Here is a 24,493-nt window from a genome sequence, read left to right on the forward strand (position 1 = left end):
AATCAGTAATCAGGGCACTCTCGTATATCCTGCTATGGATGTTGCAGGCTCGGGGTAATACTCTTGTTGTTGCCCGACATGTTCCGGTGGCGGACGCCAAACAGGCACCTGAACATGGCAAGACCTGGCAAGCGCGGATAATACGAGCGCCGTTGGCCCGACACTGAACCCAATCCAGGTGTAAAGGCTATGAGCTCTATTCATGAGCAGGCAATGAACTATGTATATCAACAGGTCCTACAACGGTTGATGAGTTACTTCACCCGCGCCGAACGGATCGCCCTGCAGTTGTTGATCCAGCGCCTGATCGTCGCTGCCGGCGGTATCGAGCGGATCGGTGAGTTCAAGGTCATGGTGGCCCATGGTGGCGGCAAGGACAGCAGCTACACGCTGGCCTTCCTGAGGGCCGCGCAGTTGAGCATCGCCGGCCGCTCGCCGGCCACCTTCAACCTGCGTATCGCCACCTCGCGTCATGCGGGCCTGACGTCCACGGTGATGAACAACATCCATCAGGGGTATTGCGCCCTGTTCGTCTATGACGATCCGCGGGTGGAATTGCTGATGGTCGACAACCGGCACGTGCGCCCGTTCCACCATCGCACGCCGTTGTCCGACCTGGGGCGCGACCTCAATCGGCGCGACCTGCTCATGAACGGCCATCTGACGGCGGGCGATGGCCGCACGACCTTCTGCAACAACTGCTACCTGTCGATGGCCGATTTCTACGAGCGGGCCAGTTCCTGGGACCAGGGCATCGATGCGCTGATCATCGGCGATCCGCCCCGCGAGCAGAAACAGTACCTGACATGGTTGCTGCGCTCGACCGAAACGCCCGAGCGCAGCCCGCTCGGCGGGCGCGCGCTGGAATTCGAGGAGGCGGTCAGGACCTGCAACGAACTCAGCCTGGAATACTACCGGGAGCTTTACGGTGACGCCGCGACCCAGCCCCAGGGGCCGGCCATCAGTCGCTCCAGTCGCAGCCAGCCGCCGATGCTGGTCGGCGTGCATGACCTGGTGGGCAGCGATATCGAGCAGCGCTGGCCGTTGCTGACCGAGTTCCTCGGTTTCCGCTTCGACGACCTGGCGTTTCACTTCAGTGAATCCGACTGCGCCAATCCCTTGCTGATGGCGCATATGCGCGGTCTGCAGGCGCAGTATGTCAGGGGCCTGAGCTACCAGACGGGGATCACCGAATACCTGCAACTGGCCGTGGTGATGATGCGCAAGAAACGCATGTCGGCACGCCTGATCGAGCAGGCCATGGCGGCCTACGACAGCTCGGAGAAACTCCTCGGCCGCCGGGCGCTGGCCCGGGTCTACGCCCAGGAAGCCTATGGCCTGAGCGAGGGGCAACTGATCTGCCTGCTGTTCGCGCCCTTCGTCAATCAGGGCCGTGGCCTGGAACCGTTCCTGCGCCGCTGCCACCCGGGCATGCTGGTGGCCTTGCCGGAGCTGCACAAGGCGCTGTCGGGCAAGCCGGCCGGCGAGCAGGTTGAGCAGTGGCTGAGCGAGGTCAGCGGTTTGCCCCTTGAACGCCTGCAGGATCTCTACCAGAAAAAACAGGTCGACTTCAGTGCCGCCGCCTCGCTGATTGCCCGGGTCCGGGCCAGCGACCCGGACAAGCACCGTGTCGATATCATCCATCCCGACAGTGGCGAAGTCCGCAAGGAAGTCCTGTCGGGACGCTAAAGGGTTTGCGATTGACTGCCTCGAAAACTCCCGAACCCGCTTCGACCCCGACCGGACCGAGCGGCCGGACGCCGCGAACGACCCCGGAAGGCAAGCCTGCGGGCTTTGCCTACCAGGCGGTCTACCGTTACCTGGTCAGCCTGATCAACGAGGTCGAAACCGAAGCCCGGGTCAAGCTGCCCTCGTTGCGCCAGTTGTCCGAGCGCCTGAACGTGTCGATTTCCACCGTCCAGTACGCCTATTCCCTGCTGGAGAAGGAGGGGCGGGTCTATTCCCAGGCCAAGTCGGGCTATTACGCCTTGCCGGTACCCGGCGGCTCGTTCGTCAGTGGTGGGGCCGATCTGCTGGAGCGCATCTACGTGCATTCGCGCAGGCCCGGCACCCTGGTGCTGGGCAATGACGAGCCGGCGTTGCTGCTGTCGCTGGACAACCCGCTGCTGCTGCTCGAACGTGAACTGGTACGCCAGTACCCGCGGCAACAGCAGCCGCAACTGCAACCCTTTGGCGAGATGGAGCTGCGAGCCGCCCTGGCGGTGCGCTACACCACCTCGGCCCAGCGTTACTGGCATGCCGACGACGTCTATATCGGTGCCGACCTGCGCAGTGTGCTGGAAACCCTGATGGCGGCCCTGGCGTTGAAACACACCACTGTGCTGGTGGAGTCGCCCTGCGACTGGGTGATCCTGCGCCTGTTGCAGGCCGGAGGCGTCGACGTGGTCGAATTGCCGCTGGGCGGCAACGGGCTGTTCGACCTGGAACAGCTCGAACAGCTGTTGCGCACACAGCCGGTCAAGCTGCTGCTGATGTCTTCCGCGGTCAACATGCCCCGGGGCAGCCTGATGCCGGCCGAGCATCGCCAGCAGATCGCCCGGCTGCTGGAACAGTTTGGCGTGTGGTTGCTGGAGAACGACAGCCACGGTGAACTGGCCTACCAGCCCGCCGGCGCGCGCATGCGTGACCTGGTCGACCCGGATCGCCTGCTGGTGCTGGCCGGCTTCGAGCGTTTCATGGGCTGCGAGGCGCCATTCGGCTACCTGCTGTCGCGACACTTCGGGGTGGAACTGCAACGGCATTTCCTGCTGCGCTCGTTCCGCATGTCGCCGACCCGGCAGAAGGCGATTGCCCGCTTGTACGGCAGCGGGCGTCTCGACCAGCACCTGGGTATCCTGCGCCGCCTGCTGCAGGAGCGCATGTCGCAGGTCTGCCAACTGTTGCAGGAACGCCTGCCCGACAGCCTCGACTTCGTCCCGCCCCAGGGCGGCGCCACGGTCTGGGCACGGGCCCGGAGTGAAGTGGACATGCGCAAGGTCTTCGAGCACCTGCTGGAACAGCGCATCGTCATCGCCCCCGGTGAACTGTTCAGCCTGCACGGCCTGCACCGCGATTGCCTGCGCCTGAGCAGCACCTCCAACGGTCACCGCCACCTGGAGCCGGCCCTGGGCGCGCTATGCAATGCCCTGCGCCTGGAGTCCGGGCCCTGAAACCCCGTACCGGGCAACCCTTTGTCCAATTGTGTTTGCCAGACGCGGGGCGGGCTGTTATCTGTATGCATAACCAGCATTCGACAACCGTGGTCCTGCCTGCCCGTGACAACTGCGCCCCTCGACGATCCGTTTTACTACCTGAACAACTTCCAGTGTGTGCTCGATTGGCTGACGCAGCGTTACGCCGATTTGCTGGATGCGCGGGAGCGGGCGTTCATCGACGACTTCGCCAGACTGCCCAGGGCCGCGCAGGCGCTGCTGGTGCGCATGGTCATGCGCAAGGGCGAGCACTTTCGCGGCAGCCGGCTGAACTACGACGAGATTGGCGACACCCCCACGGCGGTACAGCCGCTGCTGGCCCTTGGCTGGGTCCGCGATGACCTGCCGCTGGCGTTGGAGAGCCTGTTCGCTGTATTGCAGAAGGCCGAGATCGTCCAGGCGTTCCAGGCCCCGTCCAGGTTGAAGAAAACCGAGCTGTACGAGCTGCTGGCGCCGTTGCACGTCGAACCGCGGCCGTTCGCCCAGTGGTGCCCGCAGGTACCCGACCGGCTCTACAGCCTGCAGGTGATGGACCTGTGCGACCGCCTGCGGCTGATGTTCTTCGGCAACCTGTACCAGGACTGGTCGGAGTTCGTGCTGGCCGACCTCGGCATCTTCAGCTACGAAAAGGTCGAGTTTCATGCCGACTCCCGTGGCCTGCGCAGCCGCGCCGACGTGGACGGCTACCTGCACCTGCAGGCGGCGCGGCAGGCCCTGGAGGTCGGGGAGGAGGTGGGCCGGGTGCTGGAGCAGGTCAACCGGCTGGAAACCGACAACCCCTGGCTGGAGCGTCGGCGCGGCAAGCTGCTGTTTCAACTGGGCCAGCACAGCGAGCGCCTGGAGGACCTGTCCGGCGCGTTGGCGATCTACCAGGGTTGCCGCTACCCCGGCGCCCGGTTGCGGCGTATCCGGGTGCTGGAGCGCCTGGGCGAGCACGGGTTGGCCATGACCCTGGCCGACGAGGCCCTGGCGGCGCCGGAGAGCGCCGGGGAAGAACAGCACCTGCAGCGCATTCTGCCGCGATTGCGGCGTCGGCTCGGGCTGCCGGCGGTTGCCCGAAGTGCACCGGTGCCGGTGATGCGCCTGGACTTCAGCCTGAGTTGCGAGCCGCACGAGTCGGTCGAGCAGCGGGTCGCCCGGCACCTGTGGGAAGAGCAGGGGCCGGTGCATTACGTCGAAAACACCCTGATCAATTCGCTGTTCGGCCTGCTGTGCTGGCCGGCGATCTTCGCGCCGCTGCCCGGTGCGTTCTTCCACCCCTTCCAGAGCGGGCCGGCCGACCTGCACAGCGAGGATTTCCATGCCCGCCGCGCCGAGCTGTTTGCCGCGTGCCTGGAGCAACTGGCGGATGAGCGCTACAAGCAGACCATTCGGCACAACTTCGTCGCCAAGTGGGGGCTGCAGTCGCCCTTCGTGTTCTGGAACGTGCTCAGCGGGGAACTGCTCGAACAGGCGCTTGAGTGCCTGCCGGCGGCGCACCTGCGGCACTGGTTCGAACGGCTGCTGCTCGACATCAAGGCCAACCGCGCCGGCATGCCCGACCTGATCCAGTTCTGGCCGGCGCAGAAAACCTACCGGATGATCGAGGTCAAGGGCCCCGGCGACCGCCTGCAGGACAACCAGTTGCGCTGGCTGGAGTTCTGTCACCGGCACCAGATGCCGGTCGCGGTCTGCTACGTGCAATGGGCGGAGCCGGTCGCTTGAGCTACAGCATCGCCGTGCGGGCCCTGTGCGAGTTCACCGCCAAGGCCGGCGACCTCGACCTGCGTTTCACGCCGTCGCCGACCGCCCTGGAGGGCATCACCGGCCACCGCACCGTGGCCGCGCGTCGCAGCGAGGGTTATCGCGCCGAACTGGCCCTGGAGGGGCATTACCAGCAGTTGCGGGTTCGGGGCAGGGCCGATGGCTATGATCCGGCACAAAACCAACTGGAGGAAATCAAGACCTACCGTGGCGACCTCGCCAGACAGCCGGCCAACCACCGCCAACTGCATTGGGCCCAGGCCCGGATCTACGGCTGGCTGGCGTGCGAGCACCTGCAACTGAGCGAAATCCATCTGGCGCTGGTGTACTTCGATATCGTCAGCGAAAAGGAAACCCTGCTGCGTGAAACCTGGAGTGCCACCGATCTCAAGGCGTTCTTCGAGGGGCAGTGTGCATGCTTCCTGCACTGGGCCGAACAGGAAATGGCCCATCGCAGCGCCCGCGACCAGGCCGCACGCCAGCTGGCATTCCCCCATGGCGAGTTCCGCCCCGGCCAGCGCGCCCTGGCCGAGACCGTGTACAAGGCGGTCAGCACCGGTCGGTGCCTGATGGCCCAGGCACCGACCGGCATTGGCAAGACCCTTGGTACGCTGTTTCCGATGCTCAAGGCCCTGGCCCCGCAGCGGCTGGACAAGGTGTTCTTTCTCACCGCCAAGACGCCGGGGCGCCAGTTGGCCCTGGACGCCGCGCGAGTGCTGCACGCCAGCCAGCCAGGCCTGCCGTTGCGGGTGCTGGAGCTGGTGGCCCGGGACAAGGCCTGCGAGCATCCGGACAAGGCCTGCCATGGCGAGGCCTGCCCGTTGGCGCACGGCTTCTACGATCGCCTGCCGGCCGCGCGCGAGGCCGCCGCCGCAGTGACCCTGCTCGATCGCCAGGCACTGCGCGAGATCGCCCTGGCCCACGACATCTGCCCGTATTACCTGAGCCAGGAAATGGCCCGTTGGGCCGACTGGGTGGTTGCCGACTACAACTACTATTTCGACTTCAGCGCGCTGCTGTTCGGCCTGGCCCAGGCCAACCAGTGGCAGGTCGCAGCCCTGGTGGACGAGGCCCACAACCTGGTCGAGCGCGGTCGCCAGATGTACAGCGCCGGCCTCGACCAGCACGTGCTCGGGCAGGTGCGCAAGACGGCGCCACAGCCATTGCAGAAGGCCCTGCAGCGGTTGAACCGCGAATGGAATGCGCTGCACAAGGAGCAGGTCGCCAACTACCAGGCCTACGACCAGGCGCCGGGCAAGCTGTTGTCGGCGATGACCCTGTGCACCGCAGCCATCGGCGACTATCTCAATGACCACCCCCAGGGTCTGGATGGCGAGCTTCAGGCGTTCTACTTCGAACTGTTGCAGTTCGCCCGGGTAGGCGAGCTGTTCGACGAGCATTTCCTGTTCGATATCAGTGTGCGCGATGTGGGCCGCCGACGCTTGTCGCAACTGTGCCTGCGCAATGTGGTGCCGGCAGCGTTCCTGCGGCCACGCCTGACGGCGGCGCGCAGCAGCGTGCTGTTTTCCGCGACCCTGAGCCCCCGGCACTATTATGCCGACCTGCTGGGGCTGCCCGCCGACACGGCCTGGATCGACGTCGAGTCGCCGTTTCGGCGTGAACAGCTGGACCTGCGCATTGTCAGCCAGGTTTCCACCCGTTATGTCCATCGCCAGGCGTCGCTGGCGCCCATCGTCGAGCTGCTGGCCGGGCAGTTCAGGCAGCGTCCCGGCAACTACCTGGCGTTCTTCAGCAGCTTCGACTACCTGCAACAGGTGGCGCAGCGGATGGCCGACACCCACCCGGACATCCCCTTGTGGCTGCAGTCGCGGCGCATGGAGGAGAGCCAGCGCCAGGCCTTTCTCGAACAGTTCACCGAGCACAGCCAGGGCATCGGTTTCGCGGTACTGGGCGGTGCCTTCGGCGAGGGCATCGACTTGCCCGGCCAGCGGCTGATCGGGGCCTTCATCGCCACCCTCGGCCTGCCGCAACTGAACCCGCTCAACGAGCAGATCAAGCAGCGCATGGCGGCGCTGTTCGGCTCGGGGTACGACTACACCTACCTCTACCCGGGCCTGCAGAAGGTGGTGCAGGCGGCGGGGCGGGTGATCCGTAGCCAGCAGGACAGCGGCGTGGTGGTACTGATCGATGACCGGTTCGCCGAGGCCCGGGTCCGGCAGTTGTTGCCGCGCTGGTGGCAGCTTTGATGTCGGTCACCACAGTGACTGTGTTCATGGCGGGGCGACCCGGGCTGGCGCGTCGCGCGAGCGGACCTGCTCGCGAAAGACCTGGACCGAGGTGACGATCCCCTCGACATCGAGGCCCGAGGCTTGCAGCAACTGCTCGACCGTCCCGTGTTCGATGAAGTGGTCGTCCAGGCCCAGTTGCAGGGTCGGCCGGCCACTGAGCGAGGCGGACAGGTATTCGAGGCAGGCGGCCCCGGCACCACCTTTGACGCAGCCTTCCTCCACCGTTACCAGCAGGTCGTGACTGCTGGCCAGGTGTTCTATCAGGTTCATGTCCAGCGGCTTGACGAAACGCATGTTGGCCACCGTCGCATCCAGGCGCCGGGCAGCCTCCAGGCTGGCTGACAACAGCGAACCGAAGGCCAGTATGGCCACTCGCCGGCCTGCCGGCTGGGTCGACTGTCGGCGAATCTCGCCGCGACCGATCGGCAGGGGCGTCAGCCGGGCCTGCAGCGGGACGCCGCAGCCGCTGCCTCTCGGGTAGCGCACCGCTACCGGTCCGTTGTGACACAGGCCGGTGTGCAGCATCTGCCGGCATTCGTTCTCATCCGCCGGCGCCATGATCACCAGGTTGGGGACACAGCGCAGGTAGGCCAGATCGAACGCTCCGGTATGGGTGGCACCGTCCGCACCGACCAGGCCGGCGCGGTCGATGGCCAGCAGCACGGGCAGGTTCTGCAACGCGATGTCGTGGATCAACTGGTCGTAGGCCCGCTGCAGGAAGGTCGAGTAGATCGCCACCACGGGCCTCAGGCCTTCGGTCGCCAGACCGGCGGCAAAGGTCAGGGCATGCGCCTCGGCAATGCCGACGTCGAAGTAGCGATCGGGAAAGCGCCGCTCGAACTCCACCAGACCCGAACCTTCGCGCATCGCCGGGGTGATGGCGACAACGCGCCGGTCCTGCCCGGCTTCGTCGCACAGCCAGTTGCCGAACACCTGGGCGTAGCTCTGCCGAGCGGCGGGCACGGCCTGGAGACCTTCCTGGGCATTGAATTTGCCCGTCGCGTGATACTGCACCGGGTCGCTGGCGGCCGGGCTGTAGCCGTGACCCTTTTCGGTGATGACGTGCAGCAGTTGCGGGCCGGGTCGACCTTTCAGCGCTTGCAGGGCGGGGATCAGCGCGTCGAGATCGTGTCCGTCGATGGGGCCGCTGTACTCCACGCCGAGGGCCTCGAACAGGCTGGCCGCGTCGGGCCGGGCTGTCGAGGTGGTGAGCCCGGCCAGGTGGTTGCGCAGCGCGCCGACCGCCGGGGAAATCGACATGTCGTTATCGTTGAGCAGGATCAGCAGCGGCAGGTCTGCCTGCACCCCGGCATTGTTCAGTGCCTCGTAGGCCAGGCCACCGCTCAAGGCACCGTCGCCGATCACCGCGACACAGTGGCGCCGCCGGCCCTTGATCCGCATGCCGAGCGCCATGCCCAGCGCGGCGGAAATCGAGGTGCTGGCATGGGCCGTGCCGAAGCTGTCGTACTCGGACTCCTGCCGCCGTGGAAAACCGGATATGCCGCCCTGTTGGCGAACACCGGCCATGGCCTGGCGCCGACCGGTGAGGATCTTGTGAGGATAGGACTGGTGCCCCACGTCCCAGACGATCCGGTCGTGCGGGGTATCGAAGACATAGTGCAGGGCGATGGCGATTTCCACACTGCCCAGGTTTGCCGAGAGGTGCCCGCCGGTTCGGGAGACGCTGTGCAGGATGAACGCCCGCAACTCGTCGGCGAGTGACGGCAGGGCCTGCCGGTGCAGGGCCCGGAGATCGCGCGGGCTGTCGATGGTATTGAGTAGTTCGAACATGGCGTAGTTGCCTCCACCGCTCAGCGCTGGCGGTCGATGACCTGGTCGGCCAGGGCCCGCAGGCAGTCTGCGCGGCTGTCGAAGCGGGCCAGGGCGGCATGGGCCTGCTGCTTCAGTTGCCGGGCCAGGGCTTGCGAGGCGGCCAGGCCGATGAGCGAGACGTAGGTCGAGCGGGCATCGCGGACGTCCTTGCCGGCCGTCTTGCCCAGCGTTGCCGAGTCCTGGGTGACATCCAGCACGTCGTCGACCACCTGCAGGCCCAGGCCGATGGCGGTCGCATAGCGCTCCAGCGCCTCGACCTCGGCCCGCAGCGGGCGGCCGCACAACGCGCCCATGCGCACGGCGGCCCTGATCAGCGCGCCGGTCTTGAGCTGCTGCAAACGCTCCAGGGTGTCGAGGTCCATCGGCCTTGCCGGCGGCTGCAGGTCCAGCATCTGCCCGCCGCACATGCCCAGCGAGCCGGTGGCCTGGGCCAGTTCCGCTACCAGGCGCAGTCGGCGGGCGCTGGGCAGCGGGGCGTGCTGCAAGGTCAGGAAGGCCTGGGTGAGCAGGGCCGTGCCGGTGAGAATGGCGGTGGCTTCGTCGAACCGGACATGGACGGTCGGCTGCCCGTGGCGCAACGGGTCATCGTCCATGGCCGGCAGGTCGTCGTGGACCAGCGAGCTGACATGCACCATTTCCAGGGCGGCACTCACCACGTCGAGGGCCTGCGGATCGGCGCCTACCACCAGGCCGCTGGCCTGGCACAGCAGCGGACGCAGGCGCTTGCCCGGGTTCAGCAGGGCATGGCGCATGGCCTCGTGCAGGCGTGAGGGCACGGTGTGCGCCGGTGGCAGTTGCGCATCGAGCCGTTGTTCGAGGCGTGCCAGTACGGCGCGACGCCAGTCATCAAGGGGGCGGCAGGCTTTTTCGTTGGGCAGGCCGCCCGCCACCGCGCAGTGCGTGTTTGTGTTCATGCTCCGCTCCTCTCAGCGTGACGAATGAGGGGAGAGGGGCGCGGTGAGGGCGACTTCGTACCAGAAACGCAGGGTCGACAGCGGGTAGGTCTCGAAGATCCGGCGTAGCCATATCGTGTACTGCTGCGGCGCCGCCGCGATGTGCCCGGGGATCTCGGCCAGCGGCAGCCAGTTCCAGGCCATGGCTTCGTCGGGGTTGGCCAGCGGGGGGATATCGCTGAGGCCGACGAACAGGTGATCGAATTCGTGCTCGATCAACTGGTTCGAGACCTGTTCCCGGTAGAGCAGCGAGGCCACTTCGCGCAGCGGGCAGCTCAGGCCCATTTCCTCGAACAGCCGCCGTTGCGCGGCGGCCCGGGTCTGCTCGCCCTGGCGCGGGTGTCCGCAGCAGGTGTTGCTCCACAATCCCTGGGAGTGATACTTGCCCATGGCCCGCTGCTGCATCAGCAAGCGGCCATGTTCATCGAAGATGAAGATCGAGAAGGCCCGGTGCCGCAGGCCCTGTTGATGGATGAACAGCTTTTGCGCACTGCCGGTCTCGCAATCATCCTCATCGACCAGGATGAGGGTTTCCTCCATGACTCGGACTCCACTGTGTCGTTGTCACTGGGCAAAACGGCTGACCAGACTTCGGTTGAGGGCATTGACTCAAGGTTATGAGAAAGACTAGATCGCGTTTTTCCAGACGCAAGCGAACCACTGTCATTCTGCCCTGCCATCTGTCGTCCATTTCCCAGCCGGCTGCTTCAGCCTGCGCGTGCCGGCGGCCACCGCGTTGAGGTAATATCGTCCCTCGAAACGGCGCTCGCATGCGCCCGACAAAGGATTGTATGCCCGCCACATTTCTTCGCCGCTTGTGTTCATGCCTGATGCTGGGGCTGCTTGCCGGCTGCCAGCCCGACCCGGCAACGCCCCTCGACCAGCAACTGTATGTCTGGCAGCGCCAGTGGCGGCCCGCCCATGAGCAGGCCCTGGCCGAGAGCCGGGCGGATTTCTCGACCCTGCGGGTGCTGGCGTTGCAGGCACAGCCCGGTGCAGGGTGGAGCCGGGCGCTGGTCGATCTGCCGCGGCTCGAGGCGGATGGCCGGCCACTGATCGCGGTGGTGCGCCTGGACGGTCAACTGCCGGCACTGGACCTGGAGGGGGCGCGCGTGCAGATCGGGCAGATGCTGACCGACTGGCAGGCCGCGGGCGTCAAGCTGACCGGGCTGGAAATCGACCATGACAGCGCCAGTGCCCGCTTGTCGGGCTATACCGACTTCCTGCTGAAATTGCGCGGGCAATTGCCCTCCGGCTTGAAACTGAGTATCACCGCCTTGCCCGCCTGGCTCGACAGCCCGCAACTGCCCGGGTTGTTGCAGGTCGTGGACAGCAGCGTGTTGCAGGTTCACGCCGTGAGCCATCCACGGCTGGGCCTGTTCGACCCGGTTCAGGCCCGCCAATGGGCCGAACGCTGGAGCCGCATCAGCGAAAAGCCGTTCTATCTCGCCTTGCCGGCCTATGGGGTGGCGCTGCTGCCGGACAGCGGCGGTGCGCCGCTGGTGGAGGGTGAAGCACCGTTGAACCGTGGCGGCGAGCGCCGTGAGCTGCTGGCCGATCCGCAGCAACTGGCGCAACTGAGCCGGCAACTGCGGGACAAACCACCGGCGCACCTGGCCGGGCTGATCTGGTTCCGCCTGCCCTTGCCGGGCGACCGCCGGGCCTGGAGCCTGACCACCCTGGCTGCGGTGGCCCGGGGCGATGCGTTGTCCGCCCGGTGGCAGGTCGAACTGTCGTTCAAGGACGGACTCTATGACATCAGCCTCGCCAACGTCGGCAACCTCGACCAGCCGCTGCCCGAACGGGTGGAACTGAGCGCCGAACACTGCGATGGCGCCGATGGGCTCAATGGCTACAGCTTGCAGGCATCACCGCAACATCTCGTCTTCAGCCGCCAGTCCAGCGTCCGTATCGCCGCTGGCGGCCGGCGTGCCCTGGGTTGGGCGCGCTGTATCCGTATCGATCAAGGAGCGTGGCATGTTTACCCGTAACTGGCCCCGGCACCTGTTGTGCCTGTCCCTCAGCCTGCCGCTCGGTTCGGCACTGGCCTGCGGCCCGGACTTTCCGCTGCGATTGCTGGACGACCGGGCGCAGACACTGGCCGACCTGCCGGAAACCAACTTTGCCTTCGAAGTGAACCGTCTCGGCCAGGTGATCGCCGGCCTCAAGCCCGCCACCGAGGCGACCCTGAGGATGTACTGGTACAGCGATGACAATACCAACGCCTACCGCGAGCAGCGCGACAAGGTCGAGGCCAGCGAACTGCCGGAAAATCTGCGGGCCAGGGTCGCCCAGTTGCGCACCCTGCAGGATCCGCAGCAGGTGGAGGCCCAGGGGGCCGATCTGCCCGATGAGTTGCGCCTGTATATTGCCGGTGCGGTAGCCTTTGACGCTGGCAGCCAGGCCCTGGCGGCGGAGTATTTCCGCAAGGTGCTGGCGCTGCCCGCCGAACAGCGCAAGCTGCGCAGCACCTGGGCAGCCTATTCCCTGGGACGGGCGCTGGTGGCGCTGAGCGCCGAGGCCGGCGACGATCCGCAACAGACGCCGGCGGCCTTGCAGGCCCAGGCACGGCTGGCCTTTCAGCAGGCGCGCGAGTTCAGTGCCGGCGACTTCAGCGATCCGCTGGAACTGGGAATCGCCAGCCTGGGCGAGGAGGCCCGCCTGGCCAAGCTCAAGGGCAACTGGGAGGATGCGATCCAGCTGTATGCCAGCCAGAGCCGCCTGGGCTCGGCCAGTGGCTACGCCTCGCTCAGGCTGGTCGCCGCCGAACTGGTGGCGCTGCCCGATGAGCCGTTGAAGGAACAATTGACCCATCCGACGGTGCAGAAGCTGTTCACCGCCTACCTGTTGAGCCGTGTTGGCTGGTTCTTCGACGAACAGCCGGAACAGGAGCAACGCCTGACCCAACTGCTGCTCGCCAGTGTCGGCGACAGCCTGGAGAACGCCGACCGGCTGGCGGCGCTGAGTTACCAGAAGGGGAATTTCGCCGCCGCCAAGGGCTATCTCGAACATGCCGGTGATGGCGGCCTGGCCTGGTGGCTGCGGGCCAAGCTGGCCCTGCGTGACGGCGACAAGGTCCAGGCTGCGGCGGCCTATGCCAAGGCCGCGGCAGCGTTCCCCAAGGACGAGGTCTGGGGCTCGCGACGCACGCCGGACTGGGCCTACGAAACGGTCCAGCCCGGCTGCCGGGTCGAAGGCGAAAGCGCGATCCTGGCCCTGGACCGTGGCGATTACCTGCAGGCGTTCGACCAGCTCTATCGCAGCCAGGACATCTATTGGCCGGACGCGGCGACCGTGGCCGAGCGGGTGCTGACCCTCGATGAGCTGAAAGGTTATGTCGATGCCCATGTGACGGCGCCGCCGCCGGCCACCCAGCAGGACAAGGATAACTACGTACGCCGCCCGGTGGCGGCGCAGTTGCGCGAATTGCTCGGGCGCCGGCTGTTGCGCGAGGGCCGTTACGATGAGGCCCCGGCGTACTTCGACAGCCCTGAACTGCAGGCCGCCGCCCAGGCCTATGGCCAGGACCGCAAGGACGGCGCCTCGCGCTGGACCGCCACCGGCCGTGCCGAGGCGCTGTATGCCGCGGCGAAGCTGGCGCGCCAGTCGGGAATGGAAATCCTCGGCTATGAAATGTCGCCGGACTACCGCTGGCTGGGAGGCAGCTACAGCCTGGGCACCGTCGAAGTGCAGGCGGGGCCGTTCCTGGAGGAGGCGGAAGTCAAGCGCCAGCAGGGTGCGCAGGCCACGCCCAACCAGCGTTATCACTATCGTTATGTGGCTGCCGACCTGGCCAGCCGGGCGGCCGACCAGTTGCCCCACAGCAGCCAGGCGTTTGCCGCGGTACTGTGCAAGGCCGCCGGCTGGGTTGCCGGTAGCGATCAGGAAATCTCGCTGTACCAGCGTTATGTCGAACAGGGTCCCTATGTCAGCTGGGCCGGGAATTTCGGCCAGCAGTGCCAGGAGCCGCGGTTCGACCAGGCCAATCGGCGCTACCTGACCCAACCGCTCAACGCCATGCGTTCGGCGTTGCGCCCCTACAAGGGGCTGGTGCTGGCGGGTGCGGCGGCGTTGCTGGGTGGTCTTGGCTGGCTGTGGATTCGCCGTCGCAAGGCAAAGCAGTGAGGCAATCGGCGCCCGGGCATGCTATTGATAGGCGGTAACTCCCTGAACAGCCATCGGTTTCAAGATTTACGAGGTGACGATATGCCAGTTAAGCACGACTTGTTCGCAGATTTGCATTTGACCCGGGAGCAGGTCACGGAGCGCAGGGCCCAGGACAGCAAGCTCAACCACCTGCTCGACGAGTACGACGAGATCGACAAGCAGGTGCTGGCAGCCGAGGCGGCGCTGGCAGAGGATGACGACGTGAGGAAGCTCAAGGAAAAACGGCTGCTGGTCAAGGACCGGATCGTCCGCCAGCTCGAACTGCCGCACTGATTCGGCGAGCCGCTTGAGCCGCGCTGCGGGCACCGGAGCCCGCAGCCCCCTGAATGGAGTTTTCATGTCCTCGACAATGTCATCCACTGCCGAGCTGCCGATCACGCCGAAAGTCGTGCTGATCAGCATGTTCGCGCCCGAAGCGCAAAGCTGGATCGAGCGCCTGGCGTTCAACCAGGAAATCCCGCTGCCGGGATTGAGTGCCGACTACCCGAACATTCTCTGCAACGACCAGGGCGTCTGCCTGCTGGTGACCGGCATGGGCCAGACCAATGCGACGGCCTCGACCCTGGCGCTGGCCCTGTCGAACCGTTTCGACCTGCGCCAGACCTATTTCCTGATCGTCGGCATTGCCGGCATCAACCCGCACCGGGGCACTCTCGGTACTGCGGCCTGGGCCCGCTACCTGGTGGACTTCGGTACCCAGTGGGGGCTCGACTCGCGGGATGCGCCGCCGCACTGGCCGAGCGGCTACATCGGTATCAACACCCGCGGGCCGGACGAAAAGCCGCCGCTGGACTATCGCACCGAAGTCTTCGAGCTCAATGCGCGGTTGCAGGCCAAGGCGTATGCCTTGACCCGCCATGTCGTCCTGAGCGAAAGCGCCGAGTCGGCGCTCTGGCGGACGAAGTATCCCCATGCGCCGGCCAACCAGCCGCCGCAGGTGATCTGTGGCGATACCGCTTCGAGTTGTACCTGGTTTTCCGGTACGCGCCTGGGCGAGCGGGCAGAGGTGTGGACCCGGTTGCTGACCGACGGCGAGGGGGTCTACTGCACCACCCAGCAGGAAGACAACTCCACCTATGAAGCGCTGTCGCGGGCGGCCAGGGCCGGCCTGCTGGACATCGGGCGCCTGGCGGTGCTGCGCGCCGGCTCGAACTTCGACCGGCCGTATCCGGGCTACAGCGATGCCGACAACCTGCTCGACTATGCCCAGCAGGGTGGCTTCGCCCCGGCGCTGGAGAACCTCTACCGGGTGGGTAGCACCCTGGTGCAGGAGATCGTCGGCCATTGGTCCGAATGGGAGCAGGGCGTTCCCGAGTCCTGAGCCGGTTTCTGGCGCGCCTGTGCCGGCCCTTTCGCGGGCGAGCCCGCTGCCACCGTCGCCTCGGCTTTGTGTATCAGCAGGAGCCCGCGAAAGGGCCGGTCGACCCATCACTTCACCCCAATCAGCATCCGCTACTGTATAACCATCCAGTCGCGGTATAGTGGCGACCTCACCCCCGTTCGAGTGCAGGTCTTGTCTTCTCCACCGCCGATCACCGCACCCACCGCTCTGGCCCGGACGCTTGCGCCGGTCACGCTGTACCTGGCCCGCCTGGCGCCCTCCAGCCGCCAGACCATGCGCTACGTGCTGCAGGATGCCGCCGATCGCCTGGGTCTGGAGGACACGCCGATCGACGAGATCGCCTGGCACCAGCTGCAGCCGGCCCATCTCACCGCGCTGGTGGCCGCCCTGCGGGCAGACGGCTTCGCGCCCAATACCTCGTCGCTCTACGTCAATGCCATCCGCGGCGTGATGAACCAGGCCTGGCAACAGGACCTGATCACCCCCGAGCAACTGATGAAAATCCGCGCGGTCAAGGCCGCCGGCGGCTCGCGTCTGAGCCCCGGGCGAAACCTGCGCCGCACGCTGATCCGTGACCTGATGGACGTCTGCGCCGCCGACCCGCGGCCCCAGGGCCTGCGCGATGCCGCCATCATCGCGATCCTCTACGGCACCGGCATGCGCAAGTCCGAATCGGTGGATATCGAACTGCACCAGGTCAACGCCGCCGAGCGCAGCCTGCGGGTGATCGGCAAGGGCAACCGTGAACTGATCAAGTTCGCCCCGGCCTGGGCCTTCGACAAGCTCGACGCCTGGTTGCGTTTTCGTCGCGAGCAACTGCCCGCGGGTGTGGCCGACGACAGCTTCCTGTTCAACCGGATTCGTCGCGGCCACCACATCACCCGCGAACGGCTGACCAAGCACGCGATCTACTACATCGCCAAGCAACGCGGCCGGCAGGTGGGTGTCGAGATCATGCCCCATGACTTCCGGCGTTCCTTTATCACCCGGGTGATCGAAGAGTACGATGTGTCGATTGCCCAGAAGCTGGCGCACCACGCCAATATCGCCACCACGGCCGGCTACGACATGCGCGACGACAACGAGCGGCGCAATGTCACCGATCGTTTCCTGCTCTGAACACCTTATCGCCCGCTTACCCGAAAGGATCGACCATGTTCAAACCCCTGGCCCTCGCACTGCTGCTGACCTGTTCCCTGGCCCAGGCAGCCGAACCCGAGCTGCTGGCCGACATGCCACTGACCTACCTGGAACAGGCCGAGCCCGATACCCGCGACCAGCCGCTGGTGATCTTCCTCCATGGCTATGGCAGCAACGAGGACGACCTGTTCGGCATCCGCGAGAGCCTGCCGGACAACTACACCGTGTTGTCGGTGCGCGGCCGGCTGGAACTGAGTTCGGGTGGCTACCAGTGGTTCCACAAGCGTACCGATGCGGCGCAGTACGATGGCAACAGCGATGACCTGAAGCTGAGCGCCGAGGCGCTGACCGACTTCGTCCAGCGGGTCACCGAGAAGTATCACACCCGGCCGGAGAAGGTCTTTCTGGTCGGCTTCAGCCAGGGCGCGATGATGACCTACGAGGTGGCGCTGCGGCATCCCGAGGTGCTGCACGGCATCGCGGCGCTGAGCGGACGGCTGTTGCCGGTGGTGCGCACCCAGGCCAGGACGCCGGCGAACTACCGCAACCTGAGCGTGTTCATCGGGCATGGGACGGCGGATCCGCAGGTTCCCTACGCCGGAGCGACCGATGCGCTGACGTACCTCAAGAGCCTGTCCATCGAGCCGCAGTTTCATTCATACCCCGGTGTGGTACATACCATCAGCGCCACCGAGGTCATCGACCTGGCGAACTGGATCGCCGCGTCGCTCAAGCCCTGACACCGATCTTGCCGACAAGCCCGGCTCCTACAGGTAGTGGGGTTCTGCGTATGGCCTCCATTTTTCAGGCACTTGCGCACCTCGCGGGGGTCAGATGTTGCAACGGTCGGCTTGAACGCCGGCCCTTGCGCCATCAGACACCTCGGGAGAAACAATGAGCCAAGATGTCCTCGCCACCGAAACCAACCGCCGCCAACTGCAACAGATCATCGCCGGCCTGTCCGACGGAGTGATCCTGATCGAAGTCGACCAGGGCATTCTCTGGGCCAACGAAGCTGCCCTGGCCATGCATGGTGTCAGCGAGGTCGGCGAACTGGGGGCGAATGCCGAGCAGTATCGTGAGCGCTTTACCCTGCGTTACCGCAATCACCACCCCCTGAGTGCCGACAGCTACCCGATCGCCCGGGTCGCCAATGGCGAAACCTTCAGCGACCTGGTGGTCGAGGTCACCGCCCAGGCCGACCCGGAGCGTACCCGGGTGCACCATATCCGCAGCATGATCCTCACCGACCGCGCCGGTGAACCGGAATCCCTGGTGCTGATCATCAGCGACGCCACGGAGCTCGCCAGTGCCGAGCAGCGCTTCGAGAAGGCCTTTGGTGCCAACCCGGCACCGGCAGTGATCTGCCGGCTCAGCGACCTGCGCTACATCAAGGTCAACCAGGGCTTCCTCGAAATGACCGGCTACAGCCGCGACCAGGTGATCGGTCGCTCGGTCTACGAGCTCGATGTACTGGAGGACGCCGAGCGCCGCGAGCTGGCGATCCAGCGGTTGGGGGAGGGGGCGACCATTCCGCAGATGCAGGCCGAGCTGAAGCTGGCCGAAGGCGGCAGCAAGCTGGTGATCGTGGCCGGCCAGCCGCTGGACATCAACGAGCAGGACTGCATGCTGTTCACCTTCATGGACCTGGAACCGCGCCGCCGTGCCGAAACCGCCTTGCGCCAGAGTGAGGAGCGTTTCGCCAAGGCCTTTCGTTTGGCGCCGGCGCCGACCCTGCTCTGTGGCGTTGCCAGTCGCCAACTGCTGGACGTCAACGAGGCGCTGCTCGGTACCACTGGCTACCAGGCGCAGGAGTTGCTGGGCATGCGGCTCGACGAGGTCGGCCTGTTCGAGGACGGCAAAATCTGCGAACAGGTGTTCGCCGCCCTGGCCAAGGCCGGTCGCCTGGAGAGCCTGGACCTGCGCATCCGGCGCAAGGACGGCGAACTGATCGACTGTGCGTTGTCCGCTGACAGTGTGCAGATTCAGGACGAACACTGTTACCTGCTGGTGCTGATGAATATCACCGAACGCAAGCGCTCCGAGCTGGAACTGGTGGCGGCGATCGAGGCGGCGATGCAGGACACGTCCTGGTTCAGCCAGAAACTGATCGAGAAGCTGGCGACGGTGAAGAACGTCAACGCCCGCAAGCTGCCGGGCCTGTCCTTCGCCGACCTGACGCCGCGTGAACGCGATGTGCTGGAGCTGATCTGCGAAGGCCTGGCCGACAAGGAAATCGCCGCGCGGCTGAAGCTGGCGCCCAATACCGTGCGCAATCACGTGGCGACGGTGTACTCCAAGCTCGACGTGCACAGCCGCAGTGAGGCGATTGTCTGGGCCCGTGAGCGTGGCCTGTTCGGCACCCGTTCCCAGGACTGCTAGTGCAAATGCACCAGTGCCATTAGTTCATATTCGGGTTTCCTGCGCCGGCCTGGCGTCCCAGCATGGAGGCATGGCGGTCGGGCCTGTTGCCCGGCTCGCAGCCAACCTGCTCAAGGATATCGCCGGTGTTTTCTTTAATGGATCTACGAGCGCTGCTCGAACAGGGCTTTGCGCCGCTGGCCTGTGACTGTGTGCTGGGCGATGCTTCGTTGAGCGTGCGGGTCTATGACCGCGAGAGCGGGCGTGTCGACCTGATGGTCGCGGGGATTGCCCTGGGTGGTTTGCGCCAGCGGGAGGATGCCGTGCGCCTGCTCAAGGAATTGCAGGATGAGCTGGCCTTCAATGCATTGCGACGTGCGCAGAGCTAGGGCATGCATCAGGCGTGGCCCCATGGAGAGAAACGGGGTGCTGTCAGCCCTGTTTGTCCGTTTGCAGCAACGCCTGCCAGGCTTTCCTGAACCCTGCCTGACTCGATCCCATCCGAGGATTTGCAGGCCCGTCCCCACGCTACATACTGACCTGCGGGTGTATTGGACGGTGCGGGGATTGCAATGGCTTTGGCGCAACAGGGACTACAGCAGCAGGGCGTACGCCCACAGACCCGTTCAGGCATGCGGCAACGACTGATCCTCGGCTGCGTGGTGATCCTCACCGGCATCGGTGCCGGCCTGGGTGGCATGCTGCTGGCGATGTTGTTGCACGCCATCCAGCACCTCGCCTATGGCTACGGCCAGGACAGCCTGAGCAGTCACGAAAGCTTCCTGGTCGGCGTCAGCAGTGCCTCGCCCGAGCGCCGGGTGCTGGTGCTCGCCCTCTGTGGCCTGGTCGCCGGCCTGGGCTGGTGGCTGCTCTATCGTTTCGGCCGGCCATTGGTGAGCGTCAAGAAAGCCGTGGCGCCGGGTGCCGCCGACATGCCGGGCAAAACCACCCTGGCCCATGCCTTGCTGCAGATCGTCACCGTCGCCCTGGGTTCCCCCCTGGGCCGCGAAGTCGCGCCCCGCGAGGTCGGTGCCCTGGTGGGCACCTGGCTGTCGCACAAGGCCGGCCTGTCGCCCGAAACCCGGCGGCTGATGATCGCCTGTGGCGCGGGCGCTGGATTGGCGGCGGTGTACAACGTGCCGCTGGGCGGGGCCATCTTCGTGCTGGAAGTGCTGGTCGGCAGCTTCAGTTGGCCGGCGGCGATCATGGCTTTGGCGACTTCGGCGATCGGCGCCTGTGTCGCCTGGATCGGCCTGGGTGCCGAGGTGCAGTACGTGGTGCCGGCCTTGCCGTTGAGTCCCGGTCTGCTGGCCTGGGCGTTGCTCGCCGGCCCGCTGTTCGGGCTGGCCGCCCATGGTTTCGTGCGCCTCACTGGGCAGGCACGGACCCACGCGGCGCGGGGTTGGCAACTGCCGCTGTTGTCGTTGCTCAACTTTACCCTGATCGGTTGTATTGCCGTCTACCTGCCGCAGATCCTCGGCAACGGCAAGGGGCCCGCGCAACTGGGCTTCGACAGCGAGCTGACGATCGGCCTGGCGGCGTTGCTGCTGGTGGTCAAGGTGTTGATCACCAGCAGCAGCCTGCGTGCCGGTGCCGAAGGCGGCCTGCTGACGCCGGGGCTGGCCATCGGCGCGTTGCTGGCGATCATTCTCGGCGGGCTGTGGAGCCTGGCCTGGCCGGGCGTTCCGCTGGGTGCCTTTGCCATCGTCGGCGCCGCGGCGTTCCTCGCGTCCTCCATGAGCATGCCGCTCACCGCCATTGTCCTGGTGGTCGAGTTCACCCGCATCGACCATGACTTCCTGGTGCCGATCATTCTCGCGGTGGTCGGTTCGGTGTGCGTAAGCCGGCTGTGCGCCAGCCTGGCCGAGGCGAAGCGCTGAACCATCTCCCCCGTCTCCACTGATTCTCCCCTCATTTTCCTTCAGATGTTTCGCGCACGGTGTTGCATCCGTGTCATCCGTGGGCGTTATTATTTACATGTTCAGCGTATTGACTATTCGTTCAGTCAATAAATATTATTGCATCTCATTCTTAAAAAGCATGCTCAGCGGTTCAGGGAGAGGACGGGTCAATGTGGCAATCGTTTAAGGGTAGGGCAGCGCTGGGCCTGGTCTATGGCGCCATGTTGAGCCCGGGGCTGAGCGTGTCTTCGGCGATTGCCGAGGAGGGCGGTGGGCCCACCCTCGAGTTGCAGAACATTACGGTTACCGCCCGCAAGCGTGAGGAAACCGAACTGCAGGTCCCGGTCAGCATGAACGTGATCACCCCGGAACAGGCCCGGCAGAACATTGCCCCGGCGTCGAGCAACGCCGACCTGGCGCGTCAGGTGCCCAACTTCAACTACATGGAATCCGGTGGCCAGTACAGCAACTCCGGCAATATCCGTGGGGTCGGCTCGTTTTCTCCGTTGTCGGCCGACGACACCTCCATCGTGTTCAACGTCGACGAAGTGCCGGTTTCCGCCTACGGGGTACCGCCGGCGCTGCTGGACATCGAGCGGGTCGAGGTGTTGCGGGGCCCGCAAGGCACCCTGTACGGGCGCAACACCCAGGGCGGGGCGATCAATGTGGTACCCAATCGGCCGTCATTCGAACATGAAGGCTCGGTGCGGGTGGAAGGGGGCAGCCGGGGCTACGCCCTGGGCGAACTGATCAGCAACGAGGCCCTGGGCGACAACGTCGCCGGGCGCCTGGCCTTGCGCTACAGCGAGCAGGGCGGCGACATCTCCAACCGCGCCGCCGGCGGCAAGGACGGTGCCTCGCAGATCAGCGCGATGCGCGGTTCGCTGCTGTTCCTGCCCAACGACGACACCCAGGCGCTGCTGACGTTCTCCTACAACCGCAATGACGACGATGCGCCGCGCTTCATTCTGCGCAGCGGGCGAACGCCGGACAGCGGGCTGAACCCGCGCAACGATTTCAGCCGGGAGAGTTCGGCGGTCAACCTACGGGTCACCCACGACCTGGGCTGGGCGCAACTGACCTCGCTGTCGAGCGTCCAGTATTCGACCTTCGACCAGCGCATGGACATGATCGACAGCGTGCTCTACTCGGCGCTGACCGGCAGCCCGACAGCGGCGTTCGACGGCGATACCGACCGTTATCGCGGTACCTTGCGTGATATCGCCTACATGCAGGAGTTTCGCCTCGCGTCCCTGGAAGACAGCTACGTGCAGTGGGTCACCGGGATCAACCTCTGGCACTCGCAGTTCACCGCCCATACCGACGGCGAAGCCTTTACCCAGCCGCGCTTTGCGGTGTTCAGCGGCCAGCAGAAGAACGATTTCAGCACCGACAGCTACTCGCTGTTCGGCGAGGCGACGGTGCCCCTGGCCGAGCGCCTGAAGGCGACCCTCGGCCTGCGTGGCACCCACGAAAGCAAGGACGCGACCTATCGCTACAGCGGCGGTGACCTGGGCACTGTCAGCCAGTACCACCAGAACGCCTCGATGTCGGACAATTTCCTCACCGGGCGCGGCAGCCTCAGCTACGACTGGTCCGACAGCCTGATGACCTACGTCAGCGTAGGGCGCGGCGTGGTCGGTGCCGACTATCCGTGGAACTCTTCCAATACCCCGTTCGGTCGTGACGAGCAGTCTTTCGATGCGTCGAAGATTTGGAGCTACGAGCTGGGCTTCAAGAGCCTTTGGTGGGATGACCGGATCGCCCTCAATGGCGCGGTGTTCTACAACGACGTCAAGGACGGCCATCTCTATGTCTACAACGGCGTCAACTACCAGCCGGTGACCGTCGACTACGACTCGGTCGGCGCCGAGCTGGAATCCCGGCTCAAGTTGACCGAGCGCCTGAGCGTGAACGCCGGCGTGGGCTACACCCATGCCGAGCTGAAGAATGTCGACGCCACGGTCACCGCGCTGACCCGCGGTGCCCGTGACGGCAACCAGGTGCCCAACGTACCGGAGTACTCCGCCAACCTGGGGCTCGACTACCGGGTGCCGGCCGAGCAGTGGGGCGTGCCGATCAGCGGCGAGTTCTACGGCCATGTCGAATACCACTACCTCGACAAGCGCGCGGCGGACGTCGCCAATACCTTCAATCTCGGCTCCTACGACCTGACCAACGCCCGCCTGGGCTGGCAGAACAAGGACTATGGCGTCTACCTGTTCGGCAACAACCTGTTCGACCGGCGCTACGAGGCCATGGGGGCCTACTACAGCGCCTCGGTCCAGGCGGTGAAGATCGGCAGCGGCCGGGTCGTCGGCGTCGGCCTGACGGCGAACTTCTGAGGGCGCCGCGAATGTCTGAAGACCTCTCCACGCTCGCCGTCGTCCGTTCCGAGGGGCACCGGAACTACTGGCGCCTGCTGCCGCGCATCGGCCTGTTGTACCTGGCCTTCGGCATCCTGTTCGGCCTGGTCCAGGGCGGCCTGCCGCCGTTGCTGCGAGCCCAGGGCCTGGAACTGGGGCGCATGGGCTGGCTGTTCCTGTTGCTGCTGCCGTTCGGCATGACGTTCCTCTGGGCACCGTGGGTCGACCGCTGGCGCTGGCCCTGGTGCGAACATCGGGTTGGCTGGATCCTGGCCATGCAGGCCGTGGCGATCATCGCCGTGGTGAGCATCGGCCTCGGCCAGCAGTGGCCTGCGGTGGCGCTGCTGGCCCTGGGGCTGCTGGTGGCCTTTGCCGCCGCGACCATGGACCTGGCCCTCGATGCACTGGTCACCGAAACCACCCCGGCCCATAGCCGGGCCCTGGCCGGCGCGATGAAGGTCGGCGCGCTGAGCATCGGCGCCATGACCGGCGGCGGGGTGTTCGTGATGCTGTTCGAGCGTCTCGGCTGGCAGGCGATCTTTCTCGCCGTGGCCGGTTTGCTGGCGCTGACCACCTTGCCGATCCTCGGTTGGCGCCCGGCGGTCGGCCAGCGGCATGCGGCCGAGCCTTCCGCCAGCCTGTTCCGGGCCCTGGCCCAGCCGATGATGCGCCGGCGCCTGCTGTTGCTGTCCGTGGTTTCCAGCGTGCTGATCAGCCTGTTCAGCCTCAATCGGGTGATGCTCATCGACCTGGGTGTCCCCCTGGAAACCGTCGGCTCGGTGGTCGGGCTTTTGTCGCCGCTATGTGGCCTGTTCGCCGCCGTGCTGGCGCCCTGGACCCTGCGCCGGCTCGGGCTGCGCACCAGCCTGGCGGTGTTCTGCGTGCTCGGCCTGCTGGCGGTGATGCTGCTCCTGCTGGGCGCCTGGCAGGGCCGGCAGGCGCTGGCGATGCTCGGCGCCATCACCATCAACCTCGGCGTCAGCGGCCTGTACGTGGTGATCTGCGCGGTGATCCTCGGCTGGGCCAACAGCCGCCAGGCCGCCACCGACTATGCGGCGCTCTATGGCATCAGCCGGCTGATCGCCCTGATCGTGCTGATGACCCTCATGCAAGGCCTGACCCGACTGGGCTGGCCGGTTTTCTACGGGCTTGGCCTGCTGGCGTTGCCGCTGGCCGTGAGCCTGCTGAGTCGAACCCTACGGGAGCAACCCGACGGCAACTGAACG

18 protein-coding genes are annotated in these 24,493 nt (G+C 65.9%); 15 read left to right on the forward strand and 3 right to left on the reverse strand.

Annotation, left to right across the window (positions count from 1 at the left end; all coding sequences use genetic code 11):
- Window positions 1–189 precede the first annotated feature (189 nt).
- From ACMGT0_RS15995 to ACMGT0_RS16010, 4 genes are all read left to right on the forward strand, one after another.
- Window positions 190–1,689 (forward strand): hypothetical protein, encoded by a 1,500-nt coding sequence (locus ACMGT0_RS15995; protein WP_054057370.1) that lies wholly within the window; start codon window positions 190–192, stop codon window positions 1,687–1,689.
- 11 nt (window positions 1,690–1,700) lie between these two features.
- Window positions 1,701–3,170: a PLP-dependent aminotransferase family protein gene (locus ACMGT0_RS16000; protein WP_081009935.1), complete on the forward strand. Its 1,470-nt coding sequence runs from the start codon at window positions 1,701–1,703 to the stop codon at window positions 3,168–3,170.
- A 105-nt stretch (window positions 3,171–3,275) separates the two neighbouring features.
- Window positions 3,276–4,916, forward strand: a complete 1,641-nt coding sequence (locus ACMGT0_RS16005) for a VRR-NUC domain-containing protein (RefSeq protein ID WP_416768955.1) — start codon at window positions 3,276–3,278, stop codon at window positions 4,914–4,916.
- Window positions 4,913–7,162, forward strand: a complete 2,250-nt coding sequence (locus ACMGT0_RS16010; protein ID WP_416768956.1) for an ATP-dependent DNA helicase — start codon at window positions 4,913–4,915, stop codon at window positions 7,160–7,162. The genes ACMGT0_RS16005 and ACMGT0_RS16010 overlap by 4 nt, the downstream gene beginning before the upstream one ends.
- A 24-nt stretch (window positions 7,163–7,186) precedes the next feature.
- On the opposite strand, the gene dxs is transcribed toward ACMGT0_RS16010, so the two are convergent.
- The 3 genes from dxs to idi are packed head-to-tail and all read right to left on the reverse strand — an operon-like array spanning window position 7,187 to window position 10,530.
- Window positions 7,187–8,995 (reverse strand): 1-deoxy-D-xylulose-5-phosphate synthase, encoded by a 1,809-nt coding sequence (gene dxs, locus ACMGT0_RS16015; RefSeq protein WP_416768957.1) that lies wholly within the window; start codon window positions 8,993–8,995, stop codon window positions 7,187–7,189.
- A gap of 20 nt (window positions 8,996–9,015) precedes the next feature.
- Complete coding sequence (locus tag ACMGT0_RS16020) at window positions 9,016–9,951, reverse strand: polyprenyl synthetase family protein (RefSeq protein WP_416768958.1); 936 nt, start codon at window positions 9,949–9,951, stop codon at window positions 9,016–9,018.
- Window positions 9,952–9,963: 12 nt separating this feature from the next.
- Window positions 9,964–10,530 (reverse strand): isopentenyl-diphosphate Delta-isomerase, encoded by a 567-nt coding sequence (gene idi / locus ACMGT0_RS16025; protein WP_054064562.1) that lies wholly within the window; start codon window positions 10,528–10,530, stop codon window positions 9,964–9,966.
- Between the two features lie 290 nt (window positions 10,531–10,820).
- Here idi and ACMGT0_RS16030 point away from each other — a divergent pair, with 290 nt between their 5' ends.
- The 11 genes from ACMGT0_RS16030 to ACMGT0_RS16080 all read left to right on the forward strand — a co-directional run bounded on the left by ACMGT0_RS16030 (window position 10,821) and on the right by ACMGT0_RS16080 (window position 24,490).
- Window positions 10,821–11,981 carry a DUF3142 domain-containing protein gene (locus ACMGT0_RS16030; RefSeq protein WP_152973104.1) on the forward strand — a complete coding sequence of 387 codons (1,161 nt, stop codon included), beginning with the start codon at window positions 10,821–10,823 and terminating at the stop codon, window positions 11,979–11,981.
- Window positions 11,968–14,115: a hypothetical protein gene (locus tag ACMGT0_RS16035; RefSeq protein ID WP_416768959.1), complete on the forward strand. Its 2,148-nt coding sequence runs from the start codon at window positions 11,968–11,970 to the stop codon at window positions 14,113–14,115. The genes ACMGT0_RS16030 and ACMGT0_RS16035 overlap by 14 nt, the downstream gene beginning before the upstream one ends.
- 81 nt (window positions 14,116–14,196) lie before the next feature.
- The gene (locus ACMGT0_RS16040; protein WP_054056753.1) at window positions 14,197–14,430 is read left to right on the forward strand and encodes a DUF465 domain-containing protein; all 234 of its coding nucleotides are present in this window, start codon (window positions 14,197–14,199) and stop codon (window positions 14,428–14,430) included.
- A 64-nt stretch (window positions 14,431–14,494) separates the two neighbouring features.
- On the forward strand, window positions 14,495–15,478 hold the full coding sequence (locus ACMGT0_RS16045) for a purine-nucleoside phosphorylase (RefSeq protein WP_054064565.1): 984 nt from the start codon (window positions 14,495–14,497) through the stop codon (window positions 15,476–15,478).
- 228 nt (window positions 15,479–15,706) lie between these two features.
- A complete protein-coding gene (locus ACMGT0_RS16050) occupies window positions 15,707–16,618 on the forward strand; it encodes a site-specific integrase (protein ID WP_054056754.1) in 912 nt (303 codons plus the stop codon).
- Window positions 16,619–16,653: 35 nt separating this feature from the next.
- Complete coding sequence (locus tag ACMGT0_RS16055; protein ID WP_273822820.1) at window positions 16,654–17,379, forward strand: alpha/beta hydrolase; 726 nt, start codon at window positions 16,654–16,656, stop codon at window positions 17,377–17,379.
- Window positions 17,380–17,533: 154 nt separating this feature from the next.
- A complete protein-coding gene (locus tag ACMGT0_RS16060; protein WP_416768960.1) occupies window positions 17,534–19,021 on the forward strand; it encodes a PAS domain S-box protein in 1,488 nt (495 codons plus the stop codon).
- Window positions 19,022–19,158: 137 nt separating this feature from the next.
- Window positions 19,159–19,389, forward strand: coding sequence for a DUF1652 domain-containing protein (locus ACMGT0_RS16065; RefSeq protein WP_054056722.1), 231 nt, complete (start codon window positions 19,159–19,161; stop codon window positions 19,387–19,389).
- A gap of 183 nt (window positions 19,390–19,572) precedes the next feature.
- A complete protein-coding gene (locus ACMGT0_RS16070) occupies window positions 19,573–20,880 on the forward strand; it encodes a chloride channel protein (protein WP_416768961.1) in 1,308 nt (435 codons plus the stop codon).
- 191 nt (window positions 20,881–21,071) lie between these two features.
- The gene (locus ACMGT0_RS16075; RefSeq protein WP_416768962.1) at window positions 21,072–23,246 is read left to right on the forward strand and encodes a TonB-dependent receptor; all 2,175 of its coding nucleotides are present in this window, start codon (window positions 21,072–21,074) and stop codon (window positions 23,244–23,246) included.
- 11 nt (window positions 23,247–23,257) lie between these two features.
- Complete coding sequence (locus tag ACMGT0_RS16080) at window positions 23,258–24,490, forward strand: MFS transporter (RefSeq protein WP_054064569.1); 1,233 nt, start codon at window positions 23,258–23,260, stop codon at window positions 24,488–24,490.
- Window positions 24,491–24,493: the final 3 nt, after the last annotated feature.

This window comes from Pseudomonas sp. RHF3.3-3, assembly GCF_048069595.1.
GTDB classification, from domain to species: domain Bacteria; phylum Pseudomonadota; class Gammaproteobacteria; order Pseudomonadales; family Pseudomonadaceae; genus Aquipseudomonas; species Aquipseudomonas fuscovaginae_B.